Genomic DNA, 26,167 nt, shown 5'->3' with positions numbered 1-26,167 from the left:
CGGTGGTGCCGGTCGTGCCCGCGGTGGTGCCGGTCGTGCCCGCGGTGGTGCCGGTCGTGCCCGCGGTGGTGCCGGTGGTACTACCGCCAGGTGTCACGTAGTCACGGTCACCGTGGCTACTCGTGGGGCGAGTCATCGTCTCGTTCGTGGGCGTCACCAGAGCGAACTCGTCGATTCGGTGATCCGAAGCGCTGATCGAGTCGACGTCGTCGGAGGAGAGGCCCTCCCACGTGTCGCCCGTGAGGCCGGCCGGTCCGTTCTGCATCGAGCCCTCGAGGGGGTTCCCGCACGCACAGCGGACCTGGGGCACGCCGAATTCGTCGACCATGACCGCGGTCCCGGCCTGGAGCACGGCCTGGAACGGGGTGGCGCTGCCGTTGGAGAACCCGTTGTTCGTCACCGCCGTGTCCGCGCGGAGCGTGACCGGCGTCAGCGCGTCGAGGTAGCCCCCGATGTCGGCGGGTGCGATCTGCTGAGCAGCGGCGAAGGCGTTGCCGCGGTCCGGGTTCGCCTGCAGGAACGAGGCCATCGAGGCGCTGTCGCAGGCGTTGTCCCGAGTGCCGCCGTAGAGGCCGGGGGTGGCGCCCGAGACGGCGCCGACGGAGGCGGCCGGCAGGACGGCGTCGAGCCCGCCCGCCGCGGGAGGCGCGAAGGGGTTCAGCCCGGGCGTGGCCGCGGACTGGGCCACCAGGGCGGGTGGAGCGGCGAGGCCGGCGGGCGTGGAGTCGGCGGCCATGGCGGTGCCGACGGCACCGCCGCAGATCAGTCCGGCCACCGCGAAGGTGGTCAGTATCGGTCGGTACTTCACATCGGATTCCCTCGTCGCTGACCGGTGTCAGCACGCAGACCTGCAGGGTGTCTTCCCCTGCTTGACACTCAACACAGTGTGGCTTGCGGCTCCGAGTGTCAAGCCGGAGCATCGATCTGCCCAACACTGCTAGCAGCACGGGCCGAGAAGTGGCCGCTCGTGCCCGACATCAACGTCGTGCGCCACGTGCGCCACGGTGGAAAGCTGCTCGCGCTCGCGGAGTCGGCCCCGCCCTATCCGCTGGCCCCGGAGCTCGCGACGCGCGGGCGGGAGACCTGCGGCGGCTCGCTGCCCGCGAGCATCTGCGCCCACCCGAAGGTCGAGCCGCGCATCGGCGAGATGGTGGTGTTCTGCTACGGGCTCGAGGCGCGGTACCTCACGTGGTCGGTGCTCGGCCCCGACGAGGCGCACGGGGCACGCCGACGGCGGTGCCCGACGTCGACGTCCCGGTGATGATCCACGACATGGCGCTCACCGAGCGCTTCGTCGTGCTCGTGCTCGGCCCGATGTACATCGACGTGGCGGCGGTCCTGGCGGCCCGACGACGGCACCCGGATGGTCGTGGCACAGCGCCAGCGCCTACGACACGGACGACGGCCCCGACAGCAAGGTCGTCCTGGACCACGTCGAGTGGTCCCGGCCCGGAGGCCTGTCGCCGAACTCCGCTCGACCCGGTGCGCGGCTCGATCACGCGAGACTTCCTGACCGAACCGCACGGGCTGGAGTTCCCGCGCGTCGACGACCGCCGGCTCGGGCAGCGGCACGACGTCGTCGCGCTCGGCACGAAGACAGGGCACCGCGAGCTCACCGGCGGCGCGTTCGACGCGATGCTGTGGGTCGATACCGCGTCCAGCCGCACCGACCGGGCGAGCTGGTCCGTGGTCTTCGCGGGCGCCGACCCGGGCTCCGGGCCGGAGGCCCGTGTCCGCATCCCCGTGCGCGTCCCGCACGGGCTGCACGGGGCGTGGCTCCCGACGCAGGAGTAGGACCCCGGAACGAGGGCTACTTCACGTCGTAGCGGTCCAGCATCATGACCTTGTCCCAGGCGGCGACGAAGTCGCGGACGAACTTCTCCTCCGACCCGTTCTCGGCGTAGATCTCCGCGAGGGCGCGCAGCTCGGAGTTCGAGCTGAACACGAGGTCGTTGCGGGTGCCGGTCCAGCGGACCTCGCCGTCGGCACCGCGGGACTCGTAGAGCCCCTCCTCCTCGGCGACCTTCGACCAGCTCGTGTTCATGTCGAGCAGGTTGGTGAAGAAGTCGTTCGTCAGCTGCCCGACGCGCTCGGTGAACACGCCGTGCTGCGAGCCGCCCGTGTTCGCCCCGAGCACCCGCAGACCGCCGACGAGCGCGGTCATCTGGGGTGCGGAGAGGTTGAGCAGGTTCGCGCGGTCGACCAGCAGGTACTCGGCCGGTAGCTGGTGGCCCTTGCCGAGGTAGTTGCGGAACCCGTCGGCGGCCGGCTCGAGGTGGGTGAACGAGTCGACGTCGGTCCACTCCAGCGAGGCGTCGGTGCGGCCCGGGGTGAACGGGACCGACACGTCGAACCCGGCGTCCCGTGCCGCCTTCTCCACCGCCGCGCAGCCGCCGAGGACGATGAGGTCGGCGAGCGACACCTGCGTGCCCGAGGCGTTGAACGACGACTGGACGCCCTCGAGGGCGGACAGCGTGCGCCGCAGCTCCTGCGGGTCGTTGACCTCCCAGTCGATCTGCGGGTCGAGACGCACGCGCGCACCGTTGGCGCCGCCGCGCTTGTCGCCGATGCGGAACGTCGACGCCGACGCCCAAGCCGCCTTGACGAGCTGGGAGACGGTCAGGTCGGTGTCGAGGATCTGCTTCTTCAGCTCCGCGATCTCGGTGGAGCCGATGAGAGCACCCTCGTGCGCGGGCACCGGGTCCTGCCAGATCAGGGTCTCCTGCGGCACCCACGGGCCGACGTAGCGCTGGATCGGGCCCATGTCGCGGTGGGTCAACTTGAACCAGGCGCGGGCGAACGCGTCGGCGAACTCGTCGGGGTTCTCGTGGAACCGCTTCGAGATCTCCTTGTAGACCGGGTCGACCTTCAGGGAGACGTCGGTGACCAGCATCGTGGGCTGGCGGGTGAGCTCACCGGTCTCCGGGTCGGGCACGGTGTTCGCGCCGCCGCCGTCCACCGGGCGGTACTGCCACGCGCCGGCCGGCGACTTGTGGAGCTCCCACTCGTAGCCGAACAGGTTGTCGAAGTACCCGTTGCTCCACTGCACGGGCGTGGAGGTCCAGGTGACCTCGAGGCCCGACGTGATGGTGTCGCGGCCCTTGCCCTTGCCGAAACTCTGCTTCCAGCCGAGGCCGTTCTCCTCGATCGAGGCGCCCTCGGGCTCGGGGCCGACGTACTGGTCGGGGTCGGCCGCACCGTGCGTCTTGCCGAAGGTGTGGCCCCCGGCGATGAGGGCGACGGTCTCCTCGTCGTTCATCGCCATGCGGCCGAAGGTCTCGCGGATGTCGCGCGCCGCCGCCAGCGGGTCGGGGTTGCCGTCCGGGCCCTCCGGGTTGACGTAGATCAGACCCATCTGCGATGCGCCGAGGGGCTTCTCGAGCTGGCGGTCGCCGGTGTAGCGCTGGTCGCCGCCGAGCCAGTAGTTCTCCGGGCCCCAGTAGGTCTCGTTGTCGGGCTCGAAGACGTCGGGACGGCCGCCGGCGAAGCCGAAGGTGGTCAGACCCATGGTGTCCAGCGACCGGTTGCCGGCGAGGATCAGCAGGTCGGCCCAGGAGACCTTCTTGCCCCACTTCTGCTTGACCGGCCAGAGCAGGCGGCGGGCCTTGTCCAGGTTGCCGTTGTCGGGCCAGCTGTTCAGCGGGGCGAAGCGCTGCATGCCCATGCCGGCGCCGCCGCGGCCGTCGGCCAGGCGGTAGGTACCGGCCGAGTGCCAGGCGAGACGGATCATGAGGCCGCCGTAGTGGCCGAAGTCGGCGGGCCACCAGTCCTGGCTCGTCGTCAGGACCTCGTCGACGTCCGCGGCGAGCGCGTCGAGGTCGACGGTCGCGAACTCCTTCGCGTAGTCGAAGTCGGGGTCCATCGGGTTGGAGACCGAGGTGTGCGAGCGCAGGACGCGCAGGTTGAGCTGGTGCGGCCACCAGTCGACGTTGCCGCCGCCCTCGGTCGGGTGCGCGAGGCGACCGTGGTCGACCGGGCAGCCGCCGGCCTCCTCCGTGTTCATCGCGGTCTCACGGGTCACGTGTTCTGACACGAGGAAGTCCTCCGGGTCACTGGGTGGTCAGCGGTGGTTGGTGCGGTCATCGAGGTGGTGGCCGGCCGTGGCGGTCGCCCCGGTTGGGGGGTGCGGTCGGCGCGTGACATGGGCCGCAGTGTCGCGCCTATTCTGGAATGAATCAAGAATCGGGGCGCGATGAGCATCATCTGCGCCCTCAGGGTCTGGCCGCCGTGCGGCCCCTCGGCCACAGTGGCGGGGTCGGCGCACGCGCCGGCCCCGTCCATGATCACTGCCCATGATCGTCGCCCGTGCCCCGGAGGCAGCATGACCAAGCTCGTGTACTCGTTCGGCGAGGGCGACAAGGACCAGAAGGACCTGCTCGGAGGGAAGGGCGCGAACCTCGCCGAGATGACGAACCTCGGGCTGCCGGTGCCGCCCGGGTTCACCATCACCACCGAGGCCTGCCGGGCCTACCTCGTCGACGGCCACGAGCCGACCGGCCTCGCCGACGAGGTCACCGAGCACCTCGTCGCGCTCGAGAAGACGATGGGCAAGCAGCTCGGCCAGGCCGACGACCCGCTGCTGGTGTCCGTCCGCTCCGGCGCCAAGTTCTCGATGCCCGGGATGATGGAGACCGTCCTCAACGTCGGCCTCAACGACGCGTCGGTCGAGGGCCTCTCCGCCCAGTCCGGCGACGCGCGCTTCGCCTGGGACTCCTACCGCCGTCTCGTGCAGATGTTCGGCGCCACGGTGCTGGACATCGAGGGCGAGCACTTCGCCGAGGCGCTCGAGAAGGCGAAGAAGGCCAAAGGCACCACGAACGACCTCGACCTCGACGCCGACGACCTGCGGACGCTCGTCGACGTGTTCAAGGGCATCATCCGCGAGCACGTGGGCCGGGACTTCCCCCAGGACCCGCGCGAGCAGCTCGACCTCGCCGTGCGGGCGGTCTTCGACTCCTGGAACTCGCCCCGCGCCAACGTCTACCGCCGCCAGGAGCGCATCCCCGCCGACCTCGGCACCGCGGTGAGCGTGTGCTCGATGGTGTTCGGCAACCTCGGGATGGACTCCGGCACCGGCGTGGCCTTCACGCGCGACCCCGCGTCCGGCGCGCGCGGCGTGTACGGCGACTACCTCCAGAACGCGCAGGGCGAGGACGTCGTCGCGGGCATCCGCAACACCCTGGCGCTCACCGAGCTGGAGCGGATCGACAAGGCGTCGTACGACCAGCTCATGGAGATCATGACCACGCTGGAGAACCACTACCGCGACCTGTGCGACATCGAGTTCACGATCGAGCGCGGGAAGCTCTGGATGCTCCAGACCCGGGTCGGCAAGCGCACCGCCGCCGCGGCCTTCACCGTCGCCTGCCAGCTCGTCGACGAGGGCCTCATCGGCATGGACGAGGCCCTCGACCGCGTCAGCGGCGCGCAGCTGGCCAACCTGATGTTCCCCCGCTTCGACCGTGACGCGAGCAAGGAGCTGCTGACCACCGGCATGAACGCCTCGCCCGGCGCGGCGGGCGGGGCGGCCGTGTTCGACTCCGCCACGGCGGTCCGGCGGGCGAAGGCGGGCGAGAAGGTCATCCTGGTCCGCCGCGAGACGACCCCCGACGACCTCGACGGCATGATCGCCGCCCAGGGCGTGCTGACCAGCCGGGGCGGGCGGACGTCGCACGCGGCCGTCGTGGCCCGCGGGATGGGCAAGACCGCGGTGTGCGGCGCCGAGGAGCTCGAGGTCGACGTCCGCGCGAAGAAGATCACGCTGCCGGACGGGCGCGAGGTCGTCGAGGGCGACGTGCTCTCGATCGACGGCACGAACGGCGAGGTCTACCTCGGCGAGGTGCCCGTCGTGGCGAGCCCGGTCATGGCCTACTTCGAGGGGTCCACGGGGCTGGCCGAGAACGACGACCTCGTCGCGGCCGTGGACCGGATCATGCGCCACGCCGACTCCCTGCGGCGTCTGCGTGTGCGCGTCAACGCCGACACCGGCGAGGACTGCGCCACCGCCCGGACCTTCGGCGCGGAGGGCGTCGGGCTCTGCCGCACCGAGCACATGTTCCTCGGCGAGCGCCGGGAGCTGGTGGAGACGCTGGTGCTCGCCGAGACCCGCGAGCAGCGCGAGGAGGCCCTCGCGGCCCTGCTGCCGCACCAGATCGAGGACTTCACCGCGATCTACCGGGCGATGGAGGGCCTGCCGGTGACCATCCGGCTGCTCGACCCGCCGCTGCACGAGTTCCTGCCCGACCTCACCGAGCTGTCGGTGGAGGTCGCCCTCGACCGCGAGCGCGGCCACCTCACCACCGAGAAGGAGGAGCTGCTCGCGTCGGTGCGCAGGCTCCACGAGCAGAACCCCATGCTCGGGCTGCGCGGCGTGCGACTGGGGATCGCGGTCCCCGGGCTGTTCGCCATGCAGGTCCGCGCGATCACCAGGGCCGCGGCCGCGCTCGCCGCCGAGGGCATCGAGGTGCTGCCCGAGATCATGGTGCCGCTGGTCGGGACCGTGCAGGAGCTGCAGGCCGTCGCCGCCGAGATCGCGGAGGTGGTGGCCGAGCCGGAGTCCCACGTCAACGGGGCGCCGGTCCACCACCAGGTCGGGACGATGATCGAGTTGCCGCGCGCCGCGCTGGTGGCGGCGCAGATCGCCGAGGTCGCCGAGTTCTTCTCCTTCGGCACCAACGACCTCACCCAGACCACCTGGGGCTTCTCCCGCGACGACGTCGAGAGCTCGTTCTTCTCCGACTACCTCGAGTCCGGCATCTTCGGGGTCTCGCCGTTCGAGTCGCTCGACGTCGAGGGCGTCGGCGAGCTCGTCGAGATCGCGTCGTGGCGCGGCCGCGAGGTGCGCCACGACCTCAAGCTCGGCATCTGCGGCGAGCACGGCGGCGACCCGGACTCGGTGCACTTCTTCCACCGCGCCGGGCTGGACTACGTCTCCTGCTCGCCGTTCCGCGTGCCGGTGGCGCGGCTCGAGGCGGCGCGCGCCGTGGTGGCGGACACCGCGCGCTGAGCGTCGCGGTACCTCCGGTACCTGCTATATAGGGTCGAGCGCATGGACGACTCCCGGAGCGCGGGACCGTGCACCGCGACTTCCGGCCGGCGACGAAGGCGCTCGTCGGCGTCCTCGTGGTGGTCTCGAACGTCGTGGGGGCGCCGTCGCCTACCGCCACAGCGAGCTCGCCCTGCGCGGCGAGGTGGCGCGGTGCTCGCCGAGGACCCGCCCGACCGGCCCGGTCTGGTGCCCGGGCGTGGTGGCACGCTCCCCGAGCGCCTGGGCGCTCGGGACCGGCGCACCGCCGCCGCGGTCCGACGGGCCGGCGACGACCGGCGCGACGACTGCCCGCGACGACTAGCGCAGCGGGTGCCGCGGGATCGAGCGCAGGTTGGACCGGGCGAGGTCGACCATCTTCCCGACACCGCCCGCGAGAACGGTCCGCATGCCGGCGAGGGCGAACCCGCGCACCTGCTCCGCGGTGACGTGCGGGGGGATCGACAGGGCGTTCGGGTCGGTACGCACATCGACCAGCGACGGGCCGCGGTGGTCGAGGGCCGCGCGCAGGGCGCCGCGCAGCTCGTGCGGGTCGGTGACCGTGACGGCGTGCAGTCCGGCGGCCGCGGCGATCGCCCCGAGGTCCGCGGGCCCGTGGTCGGTCTGGAACGACGGGAACCCGGCGACCATCATCTCCAGGCGGATCATGCCGAGCGCGCCGTTGTTGAACGCCACGACGGTGAGGTCGAGGTCCTGCTCGACGGTGGTCAGCAGCTCGCCCATCAGCATCGTCAGCCCGCCGTCGCCGGACAGGGAGACGACCTGGCGGCCGGGCTGGGAGACCGCCGCACCGATCGCGTGCGGCAGTGCGTTGGCCATCGTCCCGTGCCGGAAGGAGCCGACGATCCGCCGGCGGCCGGTGGGCGTGATGTAGCGGGCGGCCCAGACGTTGCACATACCGGTGTCGACGGTGACGACGGCGTCGTCGGTCAGCTCCTCGTCGAGCACCGAGGCGAGGTACTCGGGATGCACCGGCCGGTGGTCCTCGACGCGACGGGTGTAGGCGTCGACGACGTGCTCGAGCGCCTCGGCGTGGTGGCGCAGCATCCGGTCGAGGAACGTGCGATCGGTCTTCTCGTCGAGCAGCGGGAGCAGCGCGCGCAGGGTGGCGCCGACGTCGCCCTCGACGCCGAGGTCGAGCACGGTGCGCCGTCCGAGGTGCCGCGCGTCGCGGTCGACCTGCACGGTGTGCGCCTGGGGCAGGAACCCGTCGTAGGGGAAGTCGGTGCCGAGCAGCACGAGCAGGTCGGCCTCGTGGCTGGCCTCGAAACAGGCGCCGTAGCCCAGGAGCCCGCTCATCCCCACGTCGTAGGGGTTGTCGTACTGGATCCACTCCTTGCCGCCGAGGGAGTGGCCCACCGGCGCCTTGACCTTCTCGGCCAGCGCGAGGACCTCGTCGCGGGCCTCCCGCACCCCGGCGCCGACGAACAGCGTCACCGACGACGCGCGGTTCACCCGCTCCGCCAGGGCCTCGACGCGGTCGGCGGCCGGCGTCACGACGGCGGAGGGCGCCACGAGGTCGCCGTGGCCGGTGGGGTGCGCCGCCGCCTCGGCCGTGATGTCGCCGGGGATCACGAGCACCGAGACCCCGCGGTCGGCCAGCGCCGCCTGCATCGCGATGCGCTGCAGGCGCGGCAGCTGCTGGGGACGGGAGACCAGCTCGACCCACGAGGAGCACTCGGCGAACAACGAGGTCGGGTGGGTCTCCTGGAAGTAGGTCGTGCCGATCTGGGTCGACGGGATGTGCGAGGCGATCGCGAGCACGGGGGCGCCGGAGCGGTGGGCGTCGTAGAGGCCCTGGATCATGTGCGTGTTGCCGGGCCCGCAGCTCCCCGCGCAGACCGCGAGCGTGCCGGTGAGCTGGGCCTCCGCGGCGGCGGCGAGCGCGCCGGCCTCCTCGTTGTGCACGTGGATCCAGTCGATCCCGCCCTCGGCCGCGCCCCCCGAACGCCGCACCGCGTCGACGATCGGGTTGAGGCTGTCGCCGACGAGCCCGTAGATCCTCCGGACCCCGGACCGGATCAGAACCTCGATGATCTGGTCGGCGACGGTGTGAGCCATGGCCCGATCTTGCACCTGCCCGGCACGGCGGCGCACCGGACAGCTCTCACCCGACCGTGACCGACGGGTGGGACGGCGGGCGTGCTTCGCTGTCGGACGTGACGGACCAGGACGTAGCGGACCGCGACGCCGCGCCGCGCCGATCCGGGCCGTTGCGCGTCGTCACGCTGGTCGTGCTCGCCGTGGCGTCGCTGGTCCTCGTCGTCGCCGCGCTGACCGCGCTCGTCCCCGGGTCGTCGCTGCTCGGCGCGCAGGGCTCCCCGGCGGTCGTGGTCGTGTGGGGGCCGCCGCTACTCCTCCTCGGCCTCGTCGTGACGGCCGGGGCGTGGCTGCTGCGCCGGGCCCGGCGGACGGTCCCGGCCACGGTGGTGGCCGCCGTCGCCACCGTCGCGACCCTGGCGCTCGCCGGGGCCGTCGGCGCGGTGGTGGCGGCGACGGTCGGGGCCGGCGGGAGCGTCGACCCCCTGCGCGCCGTCGCCCTGCCGGGCCCGCCCGCCGCCGAGCCCGACGCGCGCCCGGTCTACCTGACGACCCCCGAGGGCGAGGACCTGCACCTGTCGGTCCTGCGGCCTCGCGGCAGCACGCCGGCCCCCGTCTTCGTGTGGGTGCACGGCGGCGGGTGGCGCACCGGCTCCGAGCTCGACCGCACCCCGGACCTCCGGCGTCTCGCCGACGAGGGCTGGCTCGTCGTCTCCGTCGGGTACACGCTCACCCGCCCCGGGCGCCCGACGTGGGACGTCGCGGGCCCCCAGGTCGCCTGCGCGCTCTCCCACGTCGCCGAGCACGCCGCCGAGCAGGGTGGCGACGCCCGCCGGCTCGTGATCGGCGGCGACTCGGCGGGCGGCCAGCTCGCTCTCTCGGTGGGCTACGGCGCCGCGGCCGGCACACAGACCGCGGCGTGCGCGTCGCCGGTGCCCGTCCCGGTCCCGCGGGCGATCGCCACCCTCTATCCCGCGGTGGACCTCGCCGACACCCACCGGAACGGGCGGGGCGCCCAGGAGTTCGCCGTCGGCTACACCGGCGGTGTGCCCGCGCAGGTGCCTGAGCGCTACCGGGCGGTGTCCGCCACGGACGCGCTCACCCCGGCTGCTCCGCCGACCCTGCTGATCGTCCCGGCGCGCGACCGGCTCGTCCCACCGTCGGGCGCCGACGGCTTCGTCGACGCCGCGCGGGCCGCCGGCGTCCCCGTCGAGCGCGTCGACGTCCCCTTCGCCGACCACGCCTTCGACACGGGCCCGGACGGCTCCCTCGGGCACCAGGCCGCGTTCTCGGTGCTCGGCCGCTGGGCGGGCGACCAGGTCGGGCTCGCGCGGTGAGCTGCCGGCGGCCCGGGGCGCCGCGACGCTTCCCATGAACCGGAGCGGGTAGGCCCGGCACGTGGAGCGCTTCGACGGGTGGATCGCCGGCCTCGGCACGGCGGCCGGGCTGCGGGTGGTGATCGGGCACTGGCCGACGTCGCCGCTCGGGGCGTTCACCGACGTCATGGTCGAGCGTCCCGACGGCCACCGGATCCTCCTGGCCCCCGACGAGCGGGTCGCGGAGTTCGTCGGCGCGACGTACACGTTCGACGAGACGCGCCTCGGGGCGGTGGCCCACGAGGAGTTCGGGGACTGCCACCGGATCGTCACCGACGACCTGGAGGTGACGCTGCGGGTCGGCGGACGTCCGACGCTCGGGTGGCTGCTGCGCGCGGTGCCGTCGCGGCTGGCCGCCGCGCCGCGCTGGATCGCCGCCCTCGACGCGATCGCGCGCCGGGTGCTGCCCGGCGTCCGCACGGTCGGCACGGCCGGGGGAGGGCGCACCGAGTACTACGGCGCCCGCGACCTGCACCGCGTCGTCGACGCCGCCGTGACGTTCGAGGGCCGCGACCAGGGCACGCTCGGGCCGGTACGCCCGCCCGTGCACTTCGGCTTCGGCTCGACGCCCACCGCGCCGTCGCTCGTGCGGATCACGACGCTGATCCGGAGTGACGATCAGCCGACGTGGTTAACCTCGGATCCATGACCGTCGCCGACACCCGGCCGATGTTCGCTCTCGACGACTGGTTCGTCCGCGACCTCGGTGGCCTCTACCAGGCGTGGCAGGCGGCGCCCTCGCCGTCGCCGGAGCTCGTCGCGCTCAACGAGGAGCTGGCCGGCGAGCTCGGGCTCGACGCCGAGGCGCTGCGCTGCCCCGAGGGCGTCGCCGTCCTCGCCGGCGCGGCCGTGCCCGCCGGCGCGACGCCGGTGGCGCAGGCCTACGCCGGCCACCAGTTCGGCAACTACTCCCCGCGCCTCGGTGACGGCCGGGCGCTGCTGCTCGGCGAGCTCACCGACACCGCGGGCCGCCGGCGCGACCTGCACCTCAAGGGCTCGGGCCGCACGCCGTTCGCGCGCGGTGGGGACGGCAGGGCGCCGCTCGCGCCGATGCTGCGCGAGTACGTCATCGGCGAGGCGATGCACGCGCTGGGCGTCCCGACGACGCGGGCGCTCGCCGTCGTCACGACCGGCGAGAGCGTCACCCGCGAGACGACGCAGCCCGGGGCGGTGCTGGCGCGGATCGCGTCGAGCCACCTGCGGGTGGGCTCGTTCCAGTACGCCGCGGCCACCGGCGACGCCGACCTCCTGCGCCGGCTCACCGAACACGCGATCACGCGCCACCACCCGGCGGCGGCGGAGGCCGAGCGCCCCGCGCTGGCGCTGCTCGAGGCCGTCGTCGAGGCCCAGGCGTCGCTGATCGCGCAGTGGATGGACGTCGGGTTCGTGCACGGCGTCATGAACACCGACAACATGACGATCTCCGGCGAGACCATCGACTACGGGCCCTGCGCCTTCATGGACGCCGACGACCCGGCGACGGTGTACAGCTCCATCGACCACGCCGGGCGGTACGCCTACGGCCGCCAGCCCGCGGTCGCGCAGTGGAACCTGGCACGGTTCGCCGAGAGCCTGCTGTCGCTGATCGATGACGACGCCGACACCGCCGTGCAGCTCGCCACGGACGCCGTCTCGGCGTTCGGCGAGCGCTACACGCGGCACCGGTCGGCGGGTCTGCACGCCAAGATCGGGCTCACCGGAGAGCACCCGGAGCTGGTGGAGGACCTGGTCACGCTGATGGCCGACCAGCACCCCGACCACACGCGGTTCTTCCGCGCGCTGTCGTCGGCCGCGCGCGGGGAGGGCGCCCCGGTGCGCGACCTCGTGATCGACCGGGAGGCCGTCGACGCGTGGCTGGAGCGCTGGCACGCCGCGCTGGCCGGCGACACGCGGCCCGCCGCGGAGATCGCCGACGCCATGGACCGGGTCAACCCGGTCTACATCCCCCGCAACCACCAGGTCGAGGCCGCGCTCACCGCGGCCGTCGACGGCGACCTCGCGCCGTTCCACCGCCTGGTCGCGGTGCTCGCCGACCCGTTCACCGAGCAGCCGGGCCAGGAGGCCTACGCAGCTCCCGACCCGGCCGGCTCCGCGGCGTACGTGACCTACTGCGGTACCTGAGCCGACGCGTTCGCGCCGGCCGCGGCACCCTGCGGGGCCCGGGTGAGGGTGGCGAGGTGGAGGGCCAGCGCCTCGGCCGTGAGCGGGCGCGCGGTCCAGCCGATGTAGCCGTCGGGGCGGACGAGCACCGCGTCGCCGCCCCGCACGCCGTAGGCGGCCGCGAGGTCCCCGGCGCCGTCGAGCAGGTGGGGCTCGCCGGCGGCGTCCAGCGCCGGTCCGAGGTCCGGGGCGCCCACGGCGTGCACGCGCATCGGCAGGGCGCTCGCCGCCGCGACCGCCCGCGCGGCGCCGACCTCCGCGAGCTGGTCGAGGTCGTCGACGTAGGCGAGCAGCGCGAACTCGGTCGCCGCGAGCACGGCGTGCAGGCGCAGCGGGTCGGTGACCGTGGGCCGGCGCAGGCCGCGGGCGTCGGGCGCCCGCTCGCCGGGGAGCACCCCGAGGGCGGCGCCCGTGGCCCCGACGATCGGGCTGACCGGATAGCTCACCAGCAGCTGCGCCTCGCGCCGCATCATCGTCGCCGGGTCGTCGGCGTCGAAGCCCTGCCGCGCCTGGCGCACCGTGCGCCCGACGACCTCCTCGCCCACCGGGTGCCGCTCGAGGTGGTAGCTCTCGAGCAGCGCGGGCTCCGCCACGCCGTCGACGACGAGCGCGAGCTTCCACGCGAGGTTGAGGGCGTCCTGGATCCCGGTGTTCATGCCCTGCCCGCCGGTGGGCGGGTGGATGTGCGCGGCGTCGCCCGCGATGAACACGCGCCCGACGCCGTAGCGGTCGGCGAGCCGGTGGCTGATGCGGAACACCGACGACCAGCGCAGGTCGGAGACGGTCGTGGGCTCGGGAGCGAGGCGATCGACGACGGCCTGGAGGTGGTGCAGCTCCGGGGCGTGGCCGGACTCCAGGCCGTGGACGACGTCGTCGACGCGAGCGGTACCGGCCCGCGCTGCGGCCGGGTGGGTGCTGAGCTCGGGCGGGGCGAGCATGGAGATGCGGTAGCGCCCGTGCTCCGGGAGCGGGATGGCGACGAGGATGTCGTCCGGGCCGTCGGGGACCGTGCGTGTCACCCGGACGCCGAAGCCGGGCGGCTGCGACCAGTCGAGCACGACGTCGCCGAGCATGTACTCCTCGGCGAACGCGTCGCCCTCGAAGGCGAGCCCGAGTCCCTTGCGCACCACGCTGTGGGCGCCATCGGCCCCGACGAGGTAGGACACCCGAACGGTCTCCTCCCCCGCGGAGGTGCGGATCCGGGCGGTCACCCCGGCGGCGTCCTGGGAGAAGTCGACGAGCTCGGACCCGCGCTCGACGGTGCCGCCGTGGCGGCGCAGCTCCTCGGCGAGCAGGCGCTCGGTCGTGTACTGGGGCAGGGACGTGAAGCCGTAGGGCACGTCCGGTGGCAGGTGGAGCTCCATCCGTGCGACCTCGACGCCGTCGACGTGCACGATCTGCCCGCGCATCGTCTGCACCTCGTCGAGCGCCGCGGTCAGCATGCCGGTGCGCTCCCAGTGCTCCAGGGTCCGCGGCTGGAGCCCGACGGCCTTGGCGTAGTGCCGCGGCTGCTCGAGCGTGTCGATCACCCGGACCGCCACCCCGCGCCGTGCCAGCTCCACCGCCGCGGTCAGGCCGACCGGGCCGGCCCCCGCCACCAGGACGTCCTGCACCTCGTCCGCCATGCTCACTCCGTTCGTCACCATCCGTCACCGACAGCGGTCACCGAGTCCGGCCCACGCGGTCGAGGACTGCTCTGTACGTGGAAAAGTGAGATCCACCCGTCACATGGAGTACAACCGAGCCCCGTCCGGTCGTCAACGACCCCGACGCGACGTCCACCCGGAATAGCCGAGCCGCCCCCGCGGTTCTGCCGGGTACAAGTTGAATCGTCAACTAAAGGAGCACAGAGCCATGCAGTTCGGTGTCTTCTCGGTCAGCGACATCACCCCCGACCCGACGACGGGCTTCGCCCCCACCGAGGCCGAGCGTCTCCAGGCTGTCCTGCGCATCGCGGAGAAGACCGAGGAGGTCGGCCTCGACGTGTTCGCCCTCGGCGAGCACCACAACCCGCCGTTCTTCTCGTCGTCGCCCACGACGACGCTCGGCTACCTGGCCGGGCGCACGGAGCGCCTGCAGCTCTCCACGGCGACGACGCTGATCACCACGAACGACCCGGTGAAGATCGCCGAGGACTACGCGATGCTGCAGCACGTCTCCGGCGGCCGCGTCGACCTCACACTCGGGCGCGGCAACACCGGCCCCGTCTACCCCTGGTTCGGCCAGGACATCCGCCAGGGCATCCCGCTGGCGGTGGAGAACTACGCGCTGCTGCGCCGCCTCTGGGACGAGGATGTCGTCGACTGGGAGGGGAGGTTCCGCACGCCGCTGCAGGGCTTCACCTCGACCCCGCGCCCGCTCGACGGCGTCGCGCCGTTCGTGTGGCACGGCTCGATCCGCAGCCCCGAGATCGCGGAGCAGGCCGCCTTCTACGGCGACGGCTTCTTCGGAAATCACATCTTCTGGCCGGCCGACCACACCCGGCGCATGGTCGACTTCTACCGCCGGCGCTTCGAGCACCACGGGCACGGCGACGCCGACCGGGCGATCGTCGGCCTCGGCGGACAGGTGTTCATGCGGAAGAACTCGCAGGACGCGGTGCGGGAGTTCCGGCCGTACTTCGACAACGCGCCGGTCTACGGTCACGGACCCTCGCTGGAGGACTTCACCCGCGAGACGCCGCTGACCGTGGGCAGCCCGCAGGAGGTCATCGACCGAACGCTGGGCTTCCGCGAGTACGTCGGCGACTACCAGCGCCAGCTGTTCCTCATCGACCACGCGGGGCTGCCACTGAAGACCGTGCTCGAGCAGCTGGACATCCTCGGCGAGGAGGTCGTGCCGGTGCTGCGCAAGGAGTTCGCGGCCCGCAAGCCCGTGCACGTGCCCGACGCCCCCACCCACGAGTCGCTCGTGGCGGCTCGCCTCGCGCAGGAGGTGACGGTCTGATGACCACCCGCACCCTGGCCGTCGTCAGCGCCGGGCTCTCGTCGCCGTCGTCGACGCGCCTGCTGGCCGACCGGCTCGCGGACGCGACGACCGCGGCCCTGCACGACCGTGGGGTCGAGGTCCGCGTCGAGGTCGTCGAGCTGCGCGAGCACGCCCGCGACCTCGCCGACCACCTCGTCACCGGCTTCCCGAACGCCGCGCTGCGCCCGGTGCTCGACACCGTCGCCGGCGCCGACGGCCTGATCGCCGTGACGCCGATCTTCTCGGCGTCCTACAGCGGCCTGTTCAAGACGTTCGTCGACGTGCTGGACCGTGACGCCCTCGATGGCACCCCGGTGCTGCTCGGGGCCACGGCGGGCACCGCCCGCCACCAGCTGGCGCTCGACCACGCGATGCGCCCGCTGTTCTCCTACCTGCACGCCGCCGTCGCGCCCACCGCGGTGTTCGCCGCCGCGGAGGACTGGGGCGCCGGCGGTGTCGCCGGCGAGCTGGGCGCGCGCATCGACCGGGCGGCCGGGGAGCTGGCCGACCTGGTGGCCGCCCGCGCGCCGGCGGGTCCCGTGGACCCCTTCGCCGACGTCCCCGACTTCGCCGCCCTGCTGTCGCGCTGACCCACGATCCCCCGGAGAGATACGCCATGAGCACCGACATCGAGACCCGCCGCGCCGCCCTCCGCGAGCGCTACCTGCGACCCACCGGCGAGCGGCCGGCGTCCACCGCCCGGGGCCTGCACCACACGGCGCTGGTGTCGAGCGACGTCGAGCGGACCGTGGCGTTCTACCAGGACGTCCTCGGCTTCCCGCTCACCGAGCTGATCGACAACCGCGACTACCCCGGCTCGTCGCACTTCTTCCACGACATCGGCAACGGCAACCTGCTCGCGTTCTTCGACTTCCCCGGCCTCGACCTCGGGCCGTACGCCGAGGTCCTCGGCGGGCTGCACCACGTCGCCATCAGCGTCGACCCGGCCCGCTGGGACGAGCTCGTCGCGCGCCTGACCGATGCCGGGGTCGAGCACGAGGTCCACAGCGGCGTCTCGGTGTACTTCCGCGACCCCGACGGCGCGCGCATCGAGCTGATCTCCGACCCGCTCGGGGAGATGTACGGGCACCAGGTGCTCTAGGGCGTGTCTGATGAATCGTCGGGTAGGGCTCTGACAAGATCTTGGTGTGCGTACGCCGGTGATCTCTGACGAGTCGTGGGTGTGGCTCGAGCCGCTGCTGCCGGATCGGACGCCGCGTCGGGGCGGGCAGTGGCGCGACCATCGTGAAGTGCTCGAGGCGATCGCCTGGCGGTATCGCACGGGGTCGCCGTGGCGGGACCTGCCGGCGGAGTTCGGGCCCTGGCAGAGCGTCTATGACCGGCATGTGCGCTGGTCACGCGACGGGACCTATGACCGCATCTTCGCTGCGGTGCACACCGCTGCCGACGCGGCCGGGGACCTGGACTGGCTGGTCGCGGCGGACTCGAGCCTGATGCGGGTCCACCAGCACGGCGCGACCGCGCGGCGGCTGGGCGGCAACGCCGCGACCGTGTCCTCCGGACACGGTGCGGGGCAGTCGGAGGGCCCCGAGACCGTGGAGGCCCAGGTCGGCGACCCTGCGCATGACACAGGGGGCCCCGTCGGGATCTATTGACGATCCCTGCTGGGTCGAGCCCGACCACCACGCGATCGGACGTTCTCGGGGTGGGTTGACCACCAAGCTGCACATGCTCACCGACGGCCGGGGCCGGCCGTTGGTGCTGCTGCTGACCCCGGGCAACGTCAACGACTGCCCCACGTTCCCGCAGCTCATCGAGGGTCTGCGGGTCGCGAAGCCTGGCCCGGGGCGACCGCGGACCCGCCCGTACTACGTGCTGGGCGACAAGGGCTACAGCTCTCGGGCCAACCGGGAGCTGCTGCGCCGGCGCGGCATCCCGCACACCATCCCCGAACCTCGCGACCAGCAGGCCAACCGCGCCCGCCGCGGGAGCCGCGGCGGGCGACCGGTCGGGTTCGACAAGCAGCGCTACCAGCGTCGCAACGTCGTCGAACGCGGCTTCAACCAGCTCAAACAGTGGCGGGGCATCGCCAGCCGCACCGACAAGCACGCGATCAACTACCGGGGCGCGGTCACCTTCCGCGCCACCCTGGCCTGGCTCTCATGAACCACCAGACACGCGCTAGCGGGCCGGCACCGGCAACCGGTCGCCGAGCTCGACGTCTCCTGGTGAGGGGTGCGGGAGACACTTCGGTTTCCGAAGCATCCTCCGCGGGTCGGGGCCGTCCCCTCAGACCGACGACCAGAAGTCCACCAGCACGCGGGCGGCCTGGTCCGGGTCCTGCGCCAACCACCAGTGCCCCAGGCCGTCGAGCACCGCGACGCGCGCACCCGCGCGCTCGGCCATGGCGCGGCGCTGAGCCTCCGTGCCCACCACCTGGTCGCCGGTGGCGATCACGACGAGTCCGGGACGCCGTGCGGCCGCTGCCAGCCCCGCGCCGTCGGAGGCCATCCGCGGCGGCACGAGCGAGCGGTAGTGCGCGAGGATCGCGCGCCCCATCGCCTCGTCCTGCCCCCCGACCACGTCCGTCGCCACCGCCTCGGGCATCCCGCGACCGACGAGCAGCGCCACCACGGCCTCCACGTCGCGGTCGGGCCCGAAGCGCTCGGCCACGTCGGACTCGCCGACGCCGGGCGTCTGCCAGCGCCGGGCGAGCTCGTGCCAGACGTAGTCGGGCGCGAAGCTCCCGATGACGTCGCTGGCCCAGCTGCGCAGCAGGTCGGGCCGGGTCATGGCCACCCGCAGGGTGTGGGCGCCGCCGAGGTCGTGGCCGACGAGGTCGACCGGGCCGTGCTCCGCGACGATCGCCTCCAGCTCGCCGACGAGCCAGTCGCGGTAGGCCTCCGGCGTGGCCGCGAAGCCCTCGGACAGCGGCGCACCGAACCCGGGCGGCGACAGCCGCACCACCTGCTCGCGCGGGACGCCGCGCCCCTCCAGCGCCCGCAGCAGCGGTTCCCAGACCGCCGCGGTCTCGGGGTTGCCGTGCACCAGCACCGTCGTCACGCCGCCCCCGTCACCGGCACGGTCGGCTGGAGGACCGCCTCCACGAGCGCCTCGGCGCGCAGGTGCTCGATCCGCTGGTAGGCGGGGTCGCGGATCATCGCGACGAAATGCTCACGGCTCGGGTAGCGCACCAGGAGCACCATGTCCCAGGCCTGTCCCTCCTCGGCCGCCAGGGCGCGTCCGCCCTCCCCGAGGTAGGTGATCTGCACGCCGTGCCGCGCGCTCACCGCACCCACCGCGTCGACGTAGCGCTGATAGCTCTCCCGGCCACCGTCGGGCCGGAAGCGCAACAGGTTCAGCATCACCACCGGCCCGCCGGGGTCCTCCGCCAGCAGGGTGTCCAGGGCGCCGTCCTCGAACTCGATCACCATGACTCCTCTCGTCGAGAGCCACTCTCACATACTTGTCAGTCGACACGCAAGTTAGTGCGCTACGCTCCCCGCCATGCCCACCCAGCAGGAACGTCGGGAGCGCACCGAGGCCGCGCTCGTGGCCGCGGCCGCCGAGCTGGTCGTCGAGTCCGGGGTCCGTGCGCTCACGCTCGCGAAGGTCGGCGAGCGGGCCGGGTACAGCCGCGGGATCGTCACCCACCAGTTCGGCTCCAAGCAGGGCCTCGTCGACGCCCTCGCGCGGGCGATCCAGGGCGGCTTCGTCCCGGGCCTCACCGAGATGCCGCCGGGCCTCGAGCGGCTGCTCGCGCTCGTCGACGGGTACCTGCACGCGCTCACCGGCCTCGGGACCGCCAACCGCGCCTTCCTGCTGCTCTGGGCCGAGGCCGCCACGGCCTCCGAGCTCGCGGCGACCTTCCGCGAGCGCGACCGGGGCTTCCGCGCCGACCTCCGCCAGGACGTCGAGGCCGGCGTCGCCGCGGGCGAGGTCCGCGCCGACGCGGACCCGGACGCCGTCGCCGTCGCCGTCGTCGGCCAGCTGCGCGGCATCGGCATGCAGCGCCTGCTCGACCCCGAGGGCGTGGACACCGAGCGCCTGCGTGCGCAGGTGACCGCGCAGTGGCGCCGGGCCCTGCAGCCCGGCTGAGCCCCGGGACCTTCAGCTCCGCCCCAGGTGCGCACGGCGACGCCCAGATCGTCACCCTGTTCGAGCAGTACACCGGCCTGACCTACGGCGCCGACGCCGACTTCGTCGAGGCCTCGGCCACCCTCGGCGCGCAGTCGGCCATGTCGGTGTTCGTCTCGAGCACCGCGATCGTGCTCATCCTGCTGCTCGAACCCCAGCACCGGATCTTCACGGCGTGGGCGCCCGTGAGCACCCCGGAGGGTCCGGCCGCTCCCTGACCGGTCCAGCGCTGCCCCGATCCGGTGCTTTCTCGGTACAGGCCGCCCTCGCGTGGCGACATGGGCGTGATCTGGACCACCATCGCGGGTGCCGTGTTCAGTCCGTGAGCGACGGCCGTCCCTCCGTACTCGTCCGGTACACCCCGAGTGGTCCCGGGTACGGCCCCGGTGGTGGATCAGGAGGTCCCCGCCCATGTGGCACCTGCACTGGCGTGCTGACGCGCGCCACCCCCACGGCGTCGACACCGTCGACGGTGGGAGCACGACCGGCACCGACGGCCGGCCCGGTCGTCGTCGGCGCGCGAGCGGCTCGACGCCGGCGCGCGGCACGTTCCAGCACGTCCGGAGCGACACCCCCGACGCGGCCAAGGCCGCCGACGTCCCCGAGTCGGTGCGTGTCCGTGGCCGCTGACCTCGACGCCGAGACCGTCGCCTTCCCCCTCCCCGACCCCGGCGCCGAGACCTGCCGGGACGTCGCGCGCGCCCTCGCGCCCTACACGCGTCCCGACCGCGGGCTGGTCCTGTCCGGCTCGGCGGCCGCGGCGCTCGCCGAGGTCTTCCGGCGGCTCGCCCGCGACGGGGGCGAGGTGCCCGACGTCGCGGTCCGGGCCGCCCGGCGGCTCCTCACCGACCTCGCGGCGGCCGACTGCGCCGCGGCCGAGTGCGCGGACCGGGCCGGGACATCGACGCGCACGGCCCCCACCCCGCGGTCACCGAGCGACCGGGACCCGGAGGTCCTGGCCGCCCGGTGACGGGGCACTCACGCCGGGCCACTCACACCGGGGTGACCTCGACCCGCGTGTCCGAGAACGTCGGCGCGTTGCCGAGGTCGGCGAAGACGAACGGGTTCACCGCGTTCACCGTGCTGCCGTCCTTGGCGTTCTTCGCCCACGAGCCCATCGGGCACACGACGACGCCGAGGGAGACCTCGTCGGAGACGTCGGCGAGCGCGACGAACTTGCCGCGGTCGTTGGACACCTCGACGTAGCGTCCGTCGGTGATACCGCGCGCCTCGGCGTCGGCGGGGTGGATGGTCACCTTCTGCTCGCCCTGCACGCGCTTCTGCATCGCCTGGTCGCCCGCGCTGGAGTTGATGTAGGCGTGCGACTTCGGCGAGAGCAGGTTCAGCGGGTAGACCTCGCCGGTCTCGCGGGGCGCGATGTAGTGCGGCAGCGGGTCGACGGTGCCGCCGGGCTGGAACTCCTCGTAGAGCTGCCGGAACAGCGGGACGACGAAGTTGCCGGCCGCCTCGAGCGCCGACGACCGGAACTCGGTCTTGCCCGACGGCGTCGGGAAGTTCCCCTCGGCGTGCGGGGCGTACGCGTCGGGGCCCGGCAGGTTCAGCCGCGCCCACCCCGTCTCGCGCAGCGACTCGAGGGTGATGCCCTCCATCGCCGGCGCCGACCAGTCGTAGGCCTGGGCGAGCAGCTCCTCGTCGGTCAGGCGGAAGTACTCGTCGTCGAAGCCCATCCGCGCCGCGAGCCGCCGGAAGAGCTCGGTGTTGGGGATCGACTCCCCCTCCGGCTCGACGGCGGGAACGTTGAGGGTGACGTAGAAGTGGCCCCAGCTGAACATGAGGTCGTGCTGCTCGAGCTGGGTCGTCGCGGGCAGGACGATGTCGGCGTAGCGCGCGGTGTCGGTGAGGAAGTGGTCGCTGACCACCGTGAACAGGTCATCGCGGGCCAGCCCCCGCGCGATCTTCTCCTGCTCGGGGGCCACGACCATCGGGTTCGAGTTGTAGACCATGAGCGCGGTGATCGGCGGGTCGAGCGGGAGGTCCCCCGTCAGCGCCCGACCCAGCAGGAACTGGTTGACCACCCGGGTGCCCGGGGTGGCGAGCTCGGGGTGGATGAACGCCGGCCAGTTGACCGGGTGGGCCCAGAGCGGCAGCTGCAGCAGCCCGCCCCCGACGTGACGCCAGGCGCCGACGAGCGCGGGCAGGCAGGCGAGCGCCCGCACGGTCTGGCCGCCGCCGGCGTGACGCTCGATCGCGACGCCGATGCGGATGACGGCCGGGTCGGTGGTGGCGTACTCGCGGGCGAGCGTGCGGATGTCCTCGGCGGGGATGCCGGTCTCCTCGGAGGCCCACTCCGGGGTGGCCGTGGCCACGCGCTCGGCGAGCTCGTCGAACCCGACGGTGTGGTCGCGGACGTACGCCTCGTCGTGCAGCCCCTCGCTGATGATCACGTTCATCATCGCCAGGGCGAGGGCGCCGTCGGTGCCGGGCCGCAGCGGGATGTGCCAGTCGGCGCGCTGCGCGGTGCGGTGGCGCACGGGGTCGATGCAGACGACCTTCGCCCCGCGCTTCTGGGCCTCGGCGATCACCGGCCAGAGGTGCAGGTTGGTCGAGATGGTGTTCGACGCCCAGATGATGATGTAGCGCGCGTGGACGAGGCTCTCGGGGTCGACGCCCGCGGTCGCCCCGATGGTGGCCACGTGGGCGGTGCAGGAGCCCGAGTCGCAGTACGTGCGCTCGGTGATCGTCGCGCCGAGCTTGTGGAAGAAGGCGTCGCCGACCGACAGGCCGTTGAGGATGCCCTGGGTGCCGAGGTAGCTGACCGGCATGACGGTCTCGGGACCGTGCTCGGCGATCCTCGCCCGGAAGGTGTCGGCGATGGTGTCCAGCGCCTCGTCCCAGGAGATCTCCTCGAACCGGCCGCTGCCCTTGGCCCCGGTGCGTTGCAGGGGGTGCAGCACGCGGTCGGGGCTGTAGGTCTTCTCCTGGTAGTTGTTGACCTTCACGCACAGCCCGCCGCGGGTGAGCGGGTGCTCCGGGTCGCCCGCGACCTTGGTCGCGCGGCCGTCCTCGACGGTGACGAGCATGGCGCAGGTGTCGGGGCAGTCGTGCGGACACGCGGCACGCACGGTGGTCGTGGTGGGCGTGATCGGCAGGTCGTCCAGTGCGGTCACGGGCGCTCCCGGGGTCGGCGCGAGTGGTGGGGGCCTCGCAGTGGTGGTGGGTCCGGGCGGTCGGCGACGACCGTCACACCGGAGCCTGGCCGCGCCCGGGGGTCGGGCGCTTGTCGCTGCGCGACGGATCGGCCACGGAAGGTTTGACCACGACGTGGCGGGCTTCTAGCGTCGGACGACCCCGTCGATCTCCCCTGCGAGCCGCCCGTGGCGACCACCACACGCCCCGTGGGCCCGTTCCCGCGGCCCCGCGCGGTGGCGCACGTCCCGCACACCACCGACGTGAACGGGGACGTGCCCGGGGCCGTGCACGGGGCGACCGACCGCCTCGACGGCTGGCGCGACCTGATCCGCGAGCACTTCGTCGCCCTCGACGTGAACGCCCAGCGGGACACGCCGTTCGACGGCGCCGTCCGCAGCAGCCTCGTCGGCCACCTCGCGGTGGCGACGGTCGACTCGACCGACCAGGAGTGCGTCCGCACACCCGGGCTCGCGCGGCACGATCCTGACGACTACCTGCAGGTCGGCCTCATCGCCCGCGGTCACGCCGTGGTGCGCCAGGACGGCCGGGAGGCCCCGCTGGGCCCCGGGGCCTGGTCGGTCTACGAGACGGGACGGCCGTTCGCCTGGAGGTTCCACGGACCGTGGCGGATGCTGGTGTTCACCTGGCCCCGCGACCTGCTCGGCATCTCCCCCGACACCTCCCGCGCCGCCACGGCCCGGGCGCTCGGCGGTGAACGCCTCGGCGGGATCGTCGGCCGGACGCTCGCGGACGTCGTCGCCGCGCCACCGGAGCTCTCCCCCACCGCGGCCGAGCGCCTGGCGACCGAGCTCGGCGACCTCGTCGGCACCGTGGTGGGCGAGGCGCTGCGCCGCGACGAGGTCACCGGGCCCCGCGGGGCTGCCGACCTGCGCGCCCGCGTCGAGGCGTTCGTCGCCGAGCACCTCGAGGATCCCGACCTGAGCCCGGAGACGATCGCCCGCGCGCACTTCGTCTCGACCCGCCAGCTGCACCGCGCCTTCGCCGACGCCTCGACGACGGTGAGCCGCCTCGTACGCCGGCGCCGCCTCGAGCACGGGCGCCGCGAGCTCGCCGACCCCCGCCTGCGCGGCGTCTCGGTCACCGACGTCGCCCTGCGCTGCGGCTTCGGCGATCTCGCCTCGTTCAGCCGCGCGTTCAAGGAGACGTTCCACGAGCCGCCGAGCACCTTCCGGCGTCGTCACGGCGCGTGACCGCGTCCTCGCGGAGAAGATTGTCGCTCCGCCCGGAACATCCCCAGCTCCTCGGGTCGTCACAGTGCCGAGAGCCCACCAGCCGGGCACCGCGAACGAACCGAGAGCGAGCACACCATGAGCGCCGAGACCTACTCCTTCAGCAACGGCACCGTCTACCACGCCGACGGCACCGTGGCCGGCACCTACACCACCGACGCCGCCGGCAACATCGACTCCGTCTCCACCGACGAGGACGGCAACGGCGCCGTCGACACCGTCATCGCCGACACCGACCACAACGGCTCCTTCGAGTCCGCCGTCGTCGACACCAACGCCGACGGCTACGGCGAGGTCGTCCTGATCGACACCGACAACGACGGCGACTTCGACACCTCCGCGGTCGACACCAACGCCGACGGCACCTTCGAGACCACCGCCTACGACCCCAACGGCTTCTGACCCACGTGCGGCCGGGCCCGGATGCTCAGGGCGCCGAGAACGCGAACCCGGGATAGCCGTCGGCGGCCAGCTGGTCGCAGTGCTGCCGGTAGGCCCCCACGCCGCCGATGTACGCCATGAACACTCGCGGCTTGCCGGGCACGTTGGCGCCCATGTACCAGGAGTCCGCCTGCGGGTAGAGCGTGTAGTCGCCGACCTCGCGGACATGGTCGGTCCAGGCCCGCTCGGCCTCCTCGGTGGACTCGACGACGGTGTCCCCGCGCTGATGGGCGTGATGGACGGCGTCGGCGACGAAGTCCACGTGCTGCTCGATCGACACCATCATGTTCGAGAGCACCGACGGGCTGCCGGGCCCGGTGATCGTGTAGAGGTTCGGGAACCCGGCGACCTGCAGCCCGAGGTGGGAGACGGGGCCGCCGGCCCACTTGTCGGTCAGCGCCCGGCCCGCCCGCCCGCGGATGTCGATCGCGGCCAGCGACCCGGTCATGGCGTCGAACCCGGTGGCGAACACGAGGTCGTCGACCTCGTACTCCCGCTCGGTGGTGCGCACGCCGCGCTCGGTGACCTCGGTGAGCGGGGTCTTCTTCAGGTCGACGAGGTGCACGTGCCCGCGGTTGAACGTGGCGTAGTACCCGGAGTCGAGGCAGGGCCGCTTGGTGCCGAAGGGGTGGTCGCGGGGACACAGCGTCTCGGCGGTCTCCGGGTCGTCGACGATCTCGCGGATCTTGTCGCGGACGAAGTCGGCGGCGGTCTCGTTGGCAGCGGCGTCGACGATGCTGTCGGTGTACGAGGTGAGCAGCCCGACCAGGTTGCGTCCCCAGGTCGACTCGTACTGCGCGCGTCGCTCCTCCGGGTCGACCTCCAGCGCCGACCGCGTGGCCTCCGGAACGGGGACACCGAAGCCCGACTCCCGCGCCGCCCGGCGGTGCTCCCGGTAGTTCTGCTTGCGCTGCGCCTGGGCCTCGTCGGAGAGCGGGGCGTTGTTCGCCGGCATGCTGAAGTTCGCCGTGCGCTGGAAGACCGTGAGGTCGGCGGCCTCGTCGGCGATCAGCGGGATGGCCTGGATACCCGACGAGCCGGTGCCGATGACGGCGACGCGGCGGCCGGTGAAGTCGACGCCCTCGTGCGGCCAGTGCGCGGTGTGCAGGGTCCGTCCCCCGAAGCGGTCGATGCCCGGGATCTCCGGCAGCTTCGAGGTCGACAGGCAGCCGGTCGCCATCACCAGCTGCTCGGTGTCCCACCGCTCGCCCGACTCCGTCGTCACCGTCCAGCGGCCCTCGGCGTCGCGGAAGTGCGCCGACGCGACGCGGGTGTCGAGCCGGACGCCGTCGCGCAGGCCGAAGCGGTCGGCCACGTGGTGGACGTAGCGCAGGATCTCGGGCTGCGTCGGGTACTTCTCCGACCAGTCCCACTCCTGCTCGAGCTCGGGGGAGAACGAGTAGGAGTACTCCATGCTCTCGACGTCGCAGCGCGCGCCCGGGTAGCGGTTCCAGAACCAGGTGCCCCCGATGTCGCTGCCGGCCTCGAGCACGACGGCGTCGAGCCCGAGACCGCGGAAGCGGTGCAGCATGTAGAGACCGGACAGACCGGCGCCGACGACGAGGGCGTCGACGCGCCGGACGGCGGTGTCGGGACGGGTGGACTGCACGAGGGTGTCGGTCACTGCGGTCACCTCCGGG

At 73.1% G+C, this 26,167-nt stretch carries 23 protein-coding genes and 1 pseudogene; 16 read left to right on the top strand and 8 right to left on the bottom strand.

Annotated features, from left to right (window positions below; translation table 11 throughout):
* Positions 1-808, bottom strand: an 808-nt coding sequence (locus PH189_RS23270; RefSeq protein ID WP_337994184.1) for a DUF6777 domain-containing protein, incomplete at its 3' end; no start/stop codon positions are given.
* Positions 809-967: 159 nt separating this feature from the next.
* Here PH189_RS23270 and PH189_RS23265 point away from each other — a divergent pair.
* Positions 968-1,261 carry a carotenoid oxygenase family protein gene (locus tag PH189_RS23265; RefSeq protein ID WP_274191217.1) on the top strand — a complete coding sequence of 98 codons (294 nt, stop codon included), beginning with the start codon at positions 968-970 and terminating at the stop codon, positions 1,259-1,261.
* Entirely contained in the window at positions 1,237-1,794 is a 558-nt protein-coding gene (locus tag PH189_RS23260; protein ID WP_274191216.1) for a carotenoid oxygenase family protein, read from the top strand. Before PH189_RS23265 ends, PH189_RS23260 begins: the two co-directional genes overlap by 25 nt.
* A 16-nt stretch (positions 1,795-1,810) precedes the next feature.
* Here the strand turns inward: PH189_RS23260 and katG are convergent, their stop codons facing one another.
* Positions 1,811-4,003 carry a catalase/peroxidase HPI gene (gene katG, locus PH189_RS23255; protein ID WP_274191219.1) on the bottom strand — a complete coding sequence of 731 codons (2,193 nt, stop codon included), beginning with the start codon at positions 4,001-4,003 and terminating at the stop codon, positions 1,811-1,813.
* Between the two features lie 318 nt (positions 4,004-4,321).
* Between katG and ppdK the strand changes: the two genes are divergently transcribed.
* Positions 4,322-7,006, top strand: a complete 2,685-nt coding sequence (gene ppdK, locus PH189_RS23250) for a pyruvate, phosphate dikinase (protein ID WP_274191215.1) — start codon at positions 4,322-4,324, stop codon at positions 7,004-7,006.
* 339 nt (positions 7,007-7,345) lie between these two features.
* On the opposite strand, the gene PH189_RS23245 is transcribed toward ppdK, so the two are convergent.
* Positions 7,346-9,106, bottom strand: coding sequence for a pyruvate dehydrogenase (locus PH189_RS23245; RefSeq protein ID WP_274191214.1), 1,761 nt, complete (start codon positions 9,104-9,106; stop codon positions 7,346-7,348).
* 98 nt (positions 9,107-9,204) lie between these two features.
* On the opposite strand from PH189_RS23245, the gene PH189_RS23240 reads away from it, so the two are divergent.
* The 3 genes from PH189_RS23240 to PH189_RS23230 all read left to right on the top strand — a co-directional run bounded on the left by PH189_RS23240 (position 9,205) and on the right by PH189_RS23230 (position 12,582).
* Positions 9,205-10,422 (top strand): alpha/beta hydrolase, encoded by a 1,218-nt coding sequence (locus tag PH189_RS23240; RefSeq protein ID WP_274191213.1) that lies wholly within the window; start codon positions 9,205-9,207, stop codon positions 10,420-10,422.
* 61 nt (positions 10,423-10,483) lie between these two features.
* Entirely contained in the window at positions 10,484-11,110 is a 627-nt protein-coding gene (locus tag PH189_RS23235) for a hypothetical protein (protein WP_274191212.1), read from the top strand.
* Complete coding sequence (locus PH189_RS23230) at positions 11,107-12,582, top strand: protein adenylyltransferase SelO (protein WP_274191211.1); 1,476 nt, start codon at positions 11,107-11,109, stop codon at positions 12,580-12,582. The genes PH189_RS23235 and PH189_RS23230 overlap by 4 nt, the downstream gene beginning before the upstream one ends.
* On the opposite strand, the gene PH189_RS23225 is transcribed toward PH189_RS23230, so the two are convergent.
* Entirely contained in the window at positions 12,567-14,246 is a 1,680-nt protein-coding gene (locus PH189_RS23225) for an FAD-dependent monooxygenase (RefSeq protein ID WP_274191210.1), read from the bottom strand. The genes PH189_RS23230 and PH189_RS23225 overlap by 16 nt on opposite strands.
* A 229-nt stretch (positions 14,247-14,475) precedes the next feature.
* Between PH189_RS23225 and PH189_RS23220 the strand changes: the two genes are divergently transcribed.
* The 4 genes and pseudogenes from PH189_RS23220 to PH189_RS30555 all read left to right on the top strand — a co-directional run bounded on the left by PH189_RS23220 (position 14,476) and on the right by PH189_RS30555 (position 17,715).
* Positions 14,476-15,567 (top strand): LLM class flavin-dependent oxidoreductase, encoded by a 1,092-nt coding sequence (locus tag PH189_RS23220; protein ID WP_274191209.1) that lies wholly within the window; start codon positions 14,476-14,478, stop codon positions 15,565-15,567.
* A complete protein-coding gene (locus PH189_RS23215; RefSeq protein ID WP_274191208.1) occupies positions 15,567-16,178 on the top strand; it encodes a CE1759 family FMN reductase in 612 nt (203 codons plus the stop codon). Before PH189_RS23220 ends, PH189_RS23215 begins: the two co-directional genes overlap by 1 nt.
* A 26-nt stretch (positions 16,179-16,204) precedes the next feature.
* Positions 16,205-16,690 carry a VOC family protein gene (locus PH189_RS23210; RefSeq protein WP_274191207.1) on the top strand — a complete coding sequence of 162 codons (486 nt, stop codon included), beginning with the start codon at positions 16,205-16,207 and terminating at the stop codon, positions 16,688-16,690.
* 46 nt (positions 16,691-16,736) lie between these two features.
* Positions 16,737-17,715, top strand: a pseudogene (locus PH189_RS30555) (IS5 family transposase).
* A 123-nt stretch (positions 17,716-17,838) separates the two neighbouring features.
* Here the strand turns inward: PH189_RS30555 and PH189_RS23195 are convergent.
* Together PH189_RS23195 and PH189_RS23190 are read right to left on the bottom strand one after the other, a co-directional pair.
* The gene (locus PH189_RS23195; protein WP_274191204.1) at positions 17,839-18,612 is read right to left on the bottom strand and encodes an alpha/beta fold hydrolase; all 774 of its coding nucleotides are present in this window, start codon (positions 18,610-18,612) and stop codon (positions 17,839-17,841) included.
* Positions 18,609-18,983 carry a DUF1330 domain-containing protein gene (locus tag PH189_RS23190; protein ID WP_274191203.1) on the bottom strand — a complete coding sequence of 125 codons (375 nt, stop codon included), beginning with the start codon at positions 18,981-18,983 and terminating at the stop codon, positions 18,609-18,611. The genes PH189_RS23195 and PH189_RS23190 overlap by 4 nt, the downstream gene beginning before the upstream one ends.
* Positions 18,984-19,056: 73 nt before the next feature.
* Between PH189_RS23190 and PH189_RS23185 the strand changes: the two genes are divergently transcribed.
* The 4 genes from PH189_RS23185 (at position 19,057) to PH189_RS23170 (ending at position 20,656) form a co-directional block, all read left to right on the top strand.
* The gene (locus tag PH189_RS23185; protein WP_274191202.1) at positions 19,057-19,647 is read left to right on the top strand and encodes a TetR/AcrR family transcriptional regulator; all 591 of its coding nucleotides are present in this window, start codon (positions 19,057-19,059) and stop codon (positions 19,645-19,647) included.
* A complete protein-coding gene (locus PH189_RS23180) occupies positions 19,620-19,904 on the top strand; it encodes a hypothetical protein (protein ID WP_274191201.1) in 285 nt (94 codons plus the stop codon). The genes PH189_RS23185 and PH189_RS23180 overlap by 28 nt, the downstream gene beginning before the upstream one ends.
* A 193-nt stretch (positions 19,905-20,097) precedes the next feature.
* Positions 20,098-20,316, top strand: a complete 219-nt coding sequence (locus PH189_RS23175) for a hypothetical protein (RefSeq protein ID WP_274191200.1) — start codon at positions 20,098-20,100, stop codon at positions 20,314-20,316.
* A complete protein-coding gene (locus tag PH189_RS23170; protein ID WP_274191199.1) occupies positions 20,306-20,656 on the top strand; it encodes a hypothetical protein in 351 nt (116 codons plus the stop codon). The genes PH189_RS23175 and PH189_RS23170 overlap by 11 nt, the downstream gene beginning before the upstream one ends.
* Positions 20,657-20,678: 22 nt before the next feature.
* On the opposite strand, the gene PH189_RS23165 is transcribed toward PH189_RS23170, so the two are convergent.
* Positions 20,679-22,814: a molybdopterin-containing oxidoreductase family protein gene (locus PH189_RS23165; RefSeq protein ID WP_274191198.1), complete on the bottom strand. Its 2,136-nt coding sequence runs from the start codon at positions 22,812-22,814 to the stop codon at positions 20,679-20,681.
* A gap of 207 nt (positions 22,815-23,021) precedes the next feature.
* Here PH189_RS23165 and PH189_RS23160 point away from each other — a divergent pair, with 207 nt between their 5' ends.
* Together PH189_RS23160 and PH189_RS23155 are read left to right on the top strand one after the other, a co-directional pair.
* The gene (locus PH189_RS23160) at positions 23,022-24,047 is read left to right on the top strand and encodes an AraC-like ligand-binding domain-containing protein (RefSeq protein WP_274191197.1); all 1,026 of its coding nucleotides are present in this window, start codon (positions 23,022-23,024) and stop codon (positions 24,045-24,047) included.
* A gap of 117 nt (positions 24,048-24,164) precedes the next feature.
* Positions 24,165-24,488 (top strand): hypothetical protein, encoded by a 324-nt coding sequence (locus PH189_RS23155; RefSeq protein WP_274188525.1) that lies wholly within the window; start codon positions 24,165-24,167, stop codon positions 24,486-24,488.
* A 25-nt stretch (positions 24,489-24,513) separates the two neighbouring features.
* Here PH189_RS23155 and PH189_RS23150 read toward each other — a convergent pair whose 3' ends face one another.
* Positions 24,514-26,151, bottom strand: coding sequence for a flavin-containing monooxygenase (locus PH189_RS23150; RefSeq protein ID WP_274191196.1), 1,638 nt, complete (start codon positions 26,149-26,151; stop codon positions 24,514-24,516).
* Between the last annotated feature and the right edge of the window lie 16 nt (positions 26,152-26,167).

The organism is Actinomycetospora chibensis (assembly GCF_028737215.1).
GTDB classification, from domain to species: domain Bacteria; phylum Actinomycetota; class Actinomycetes; order Mycobacteriales; family Pseudonocardiaceae; genus Actinomycetospora; species Actinomycetospora chibensis.
Note: the sequence above shows the minus strand (reverse complement) of the source record. Positions and strands in the feature narration are given on the sequence as shown.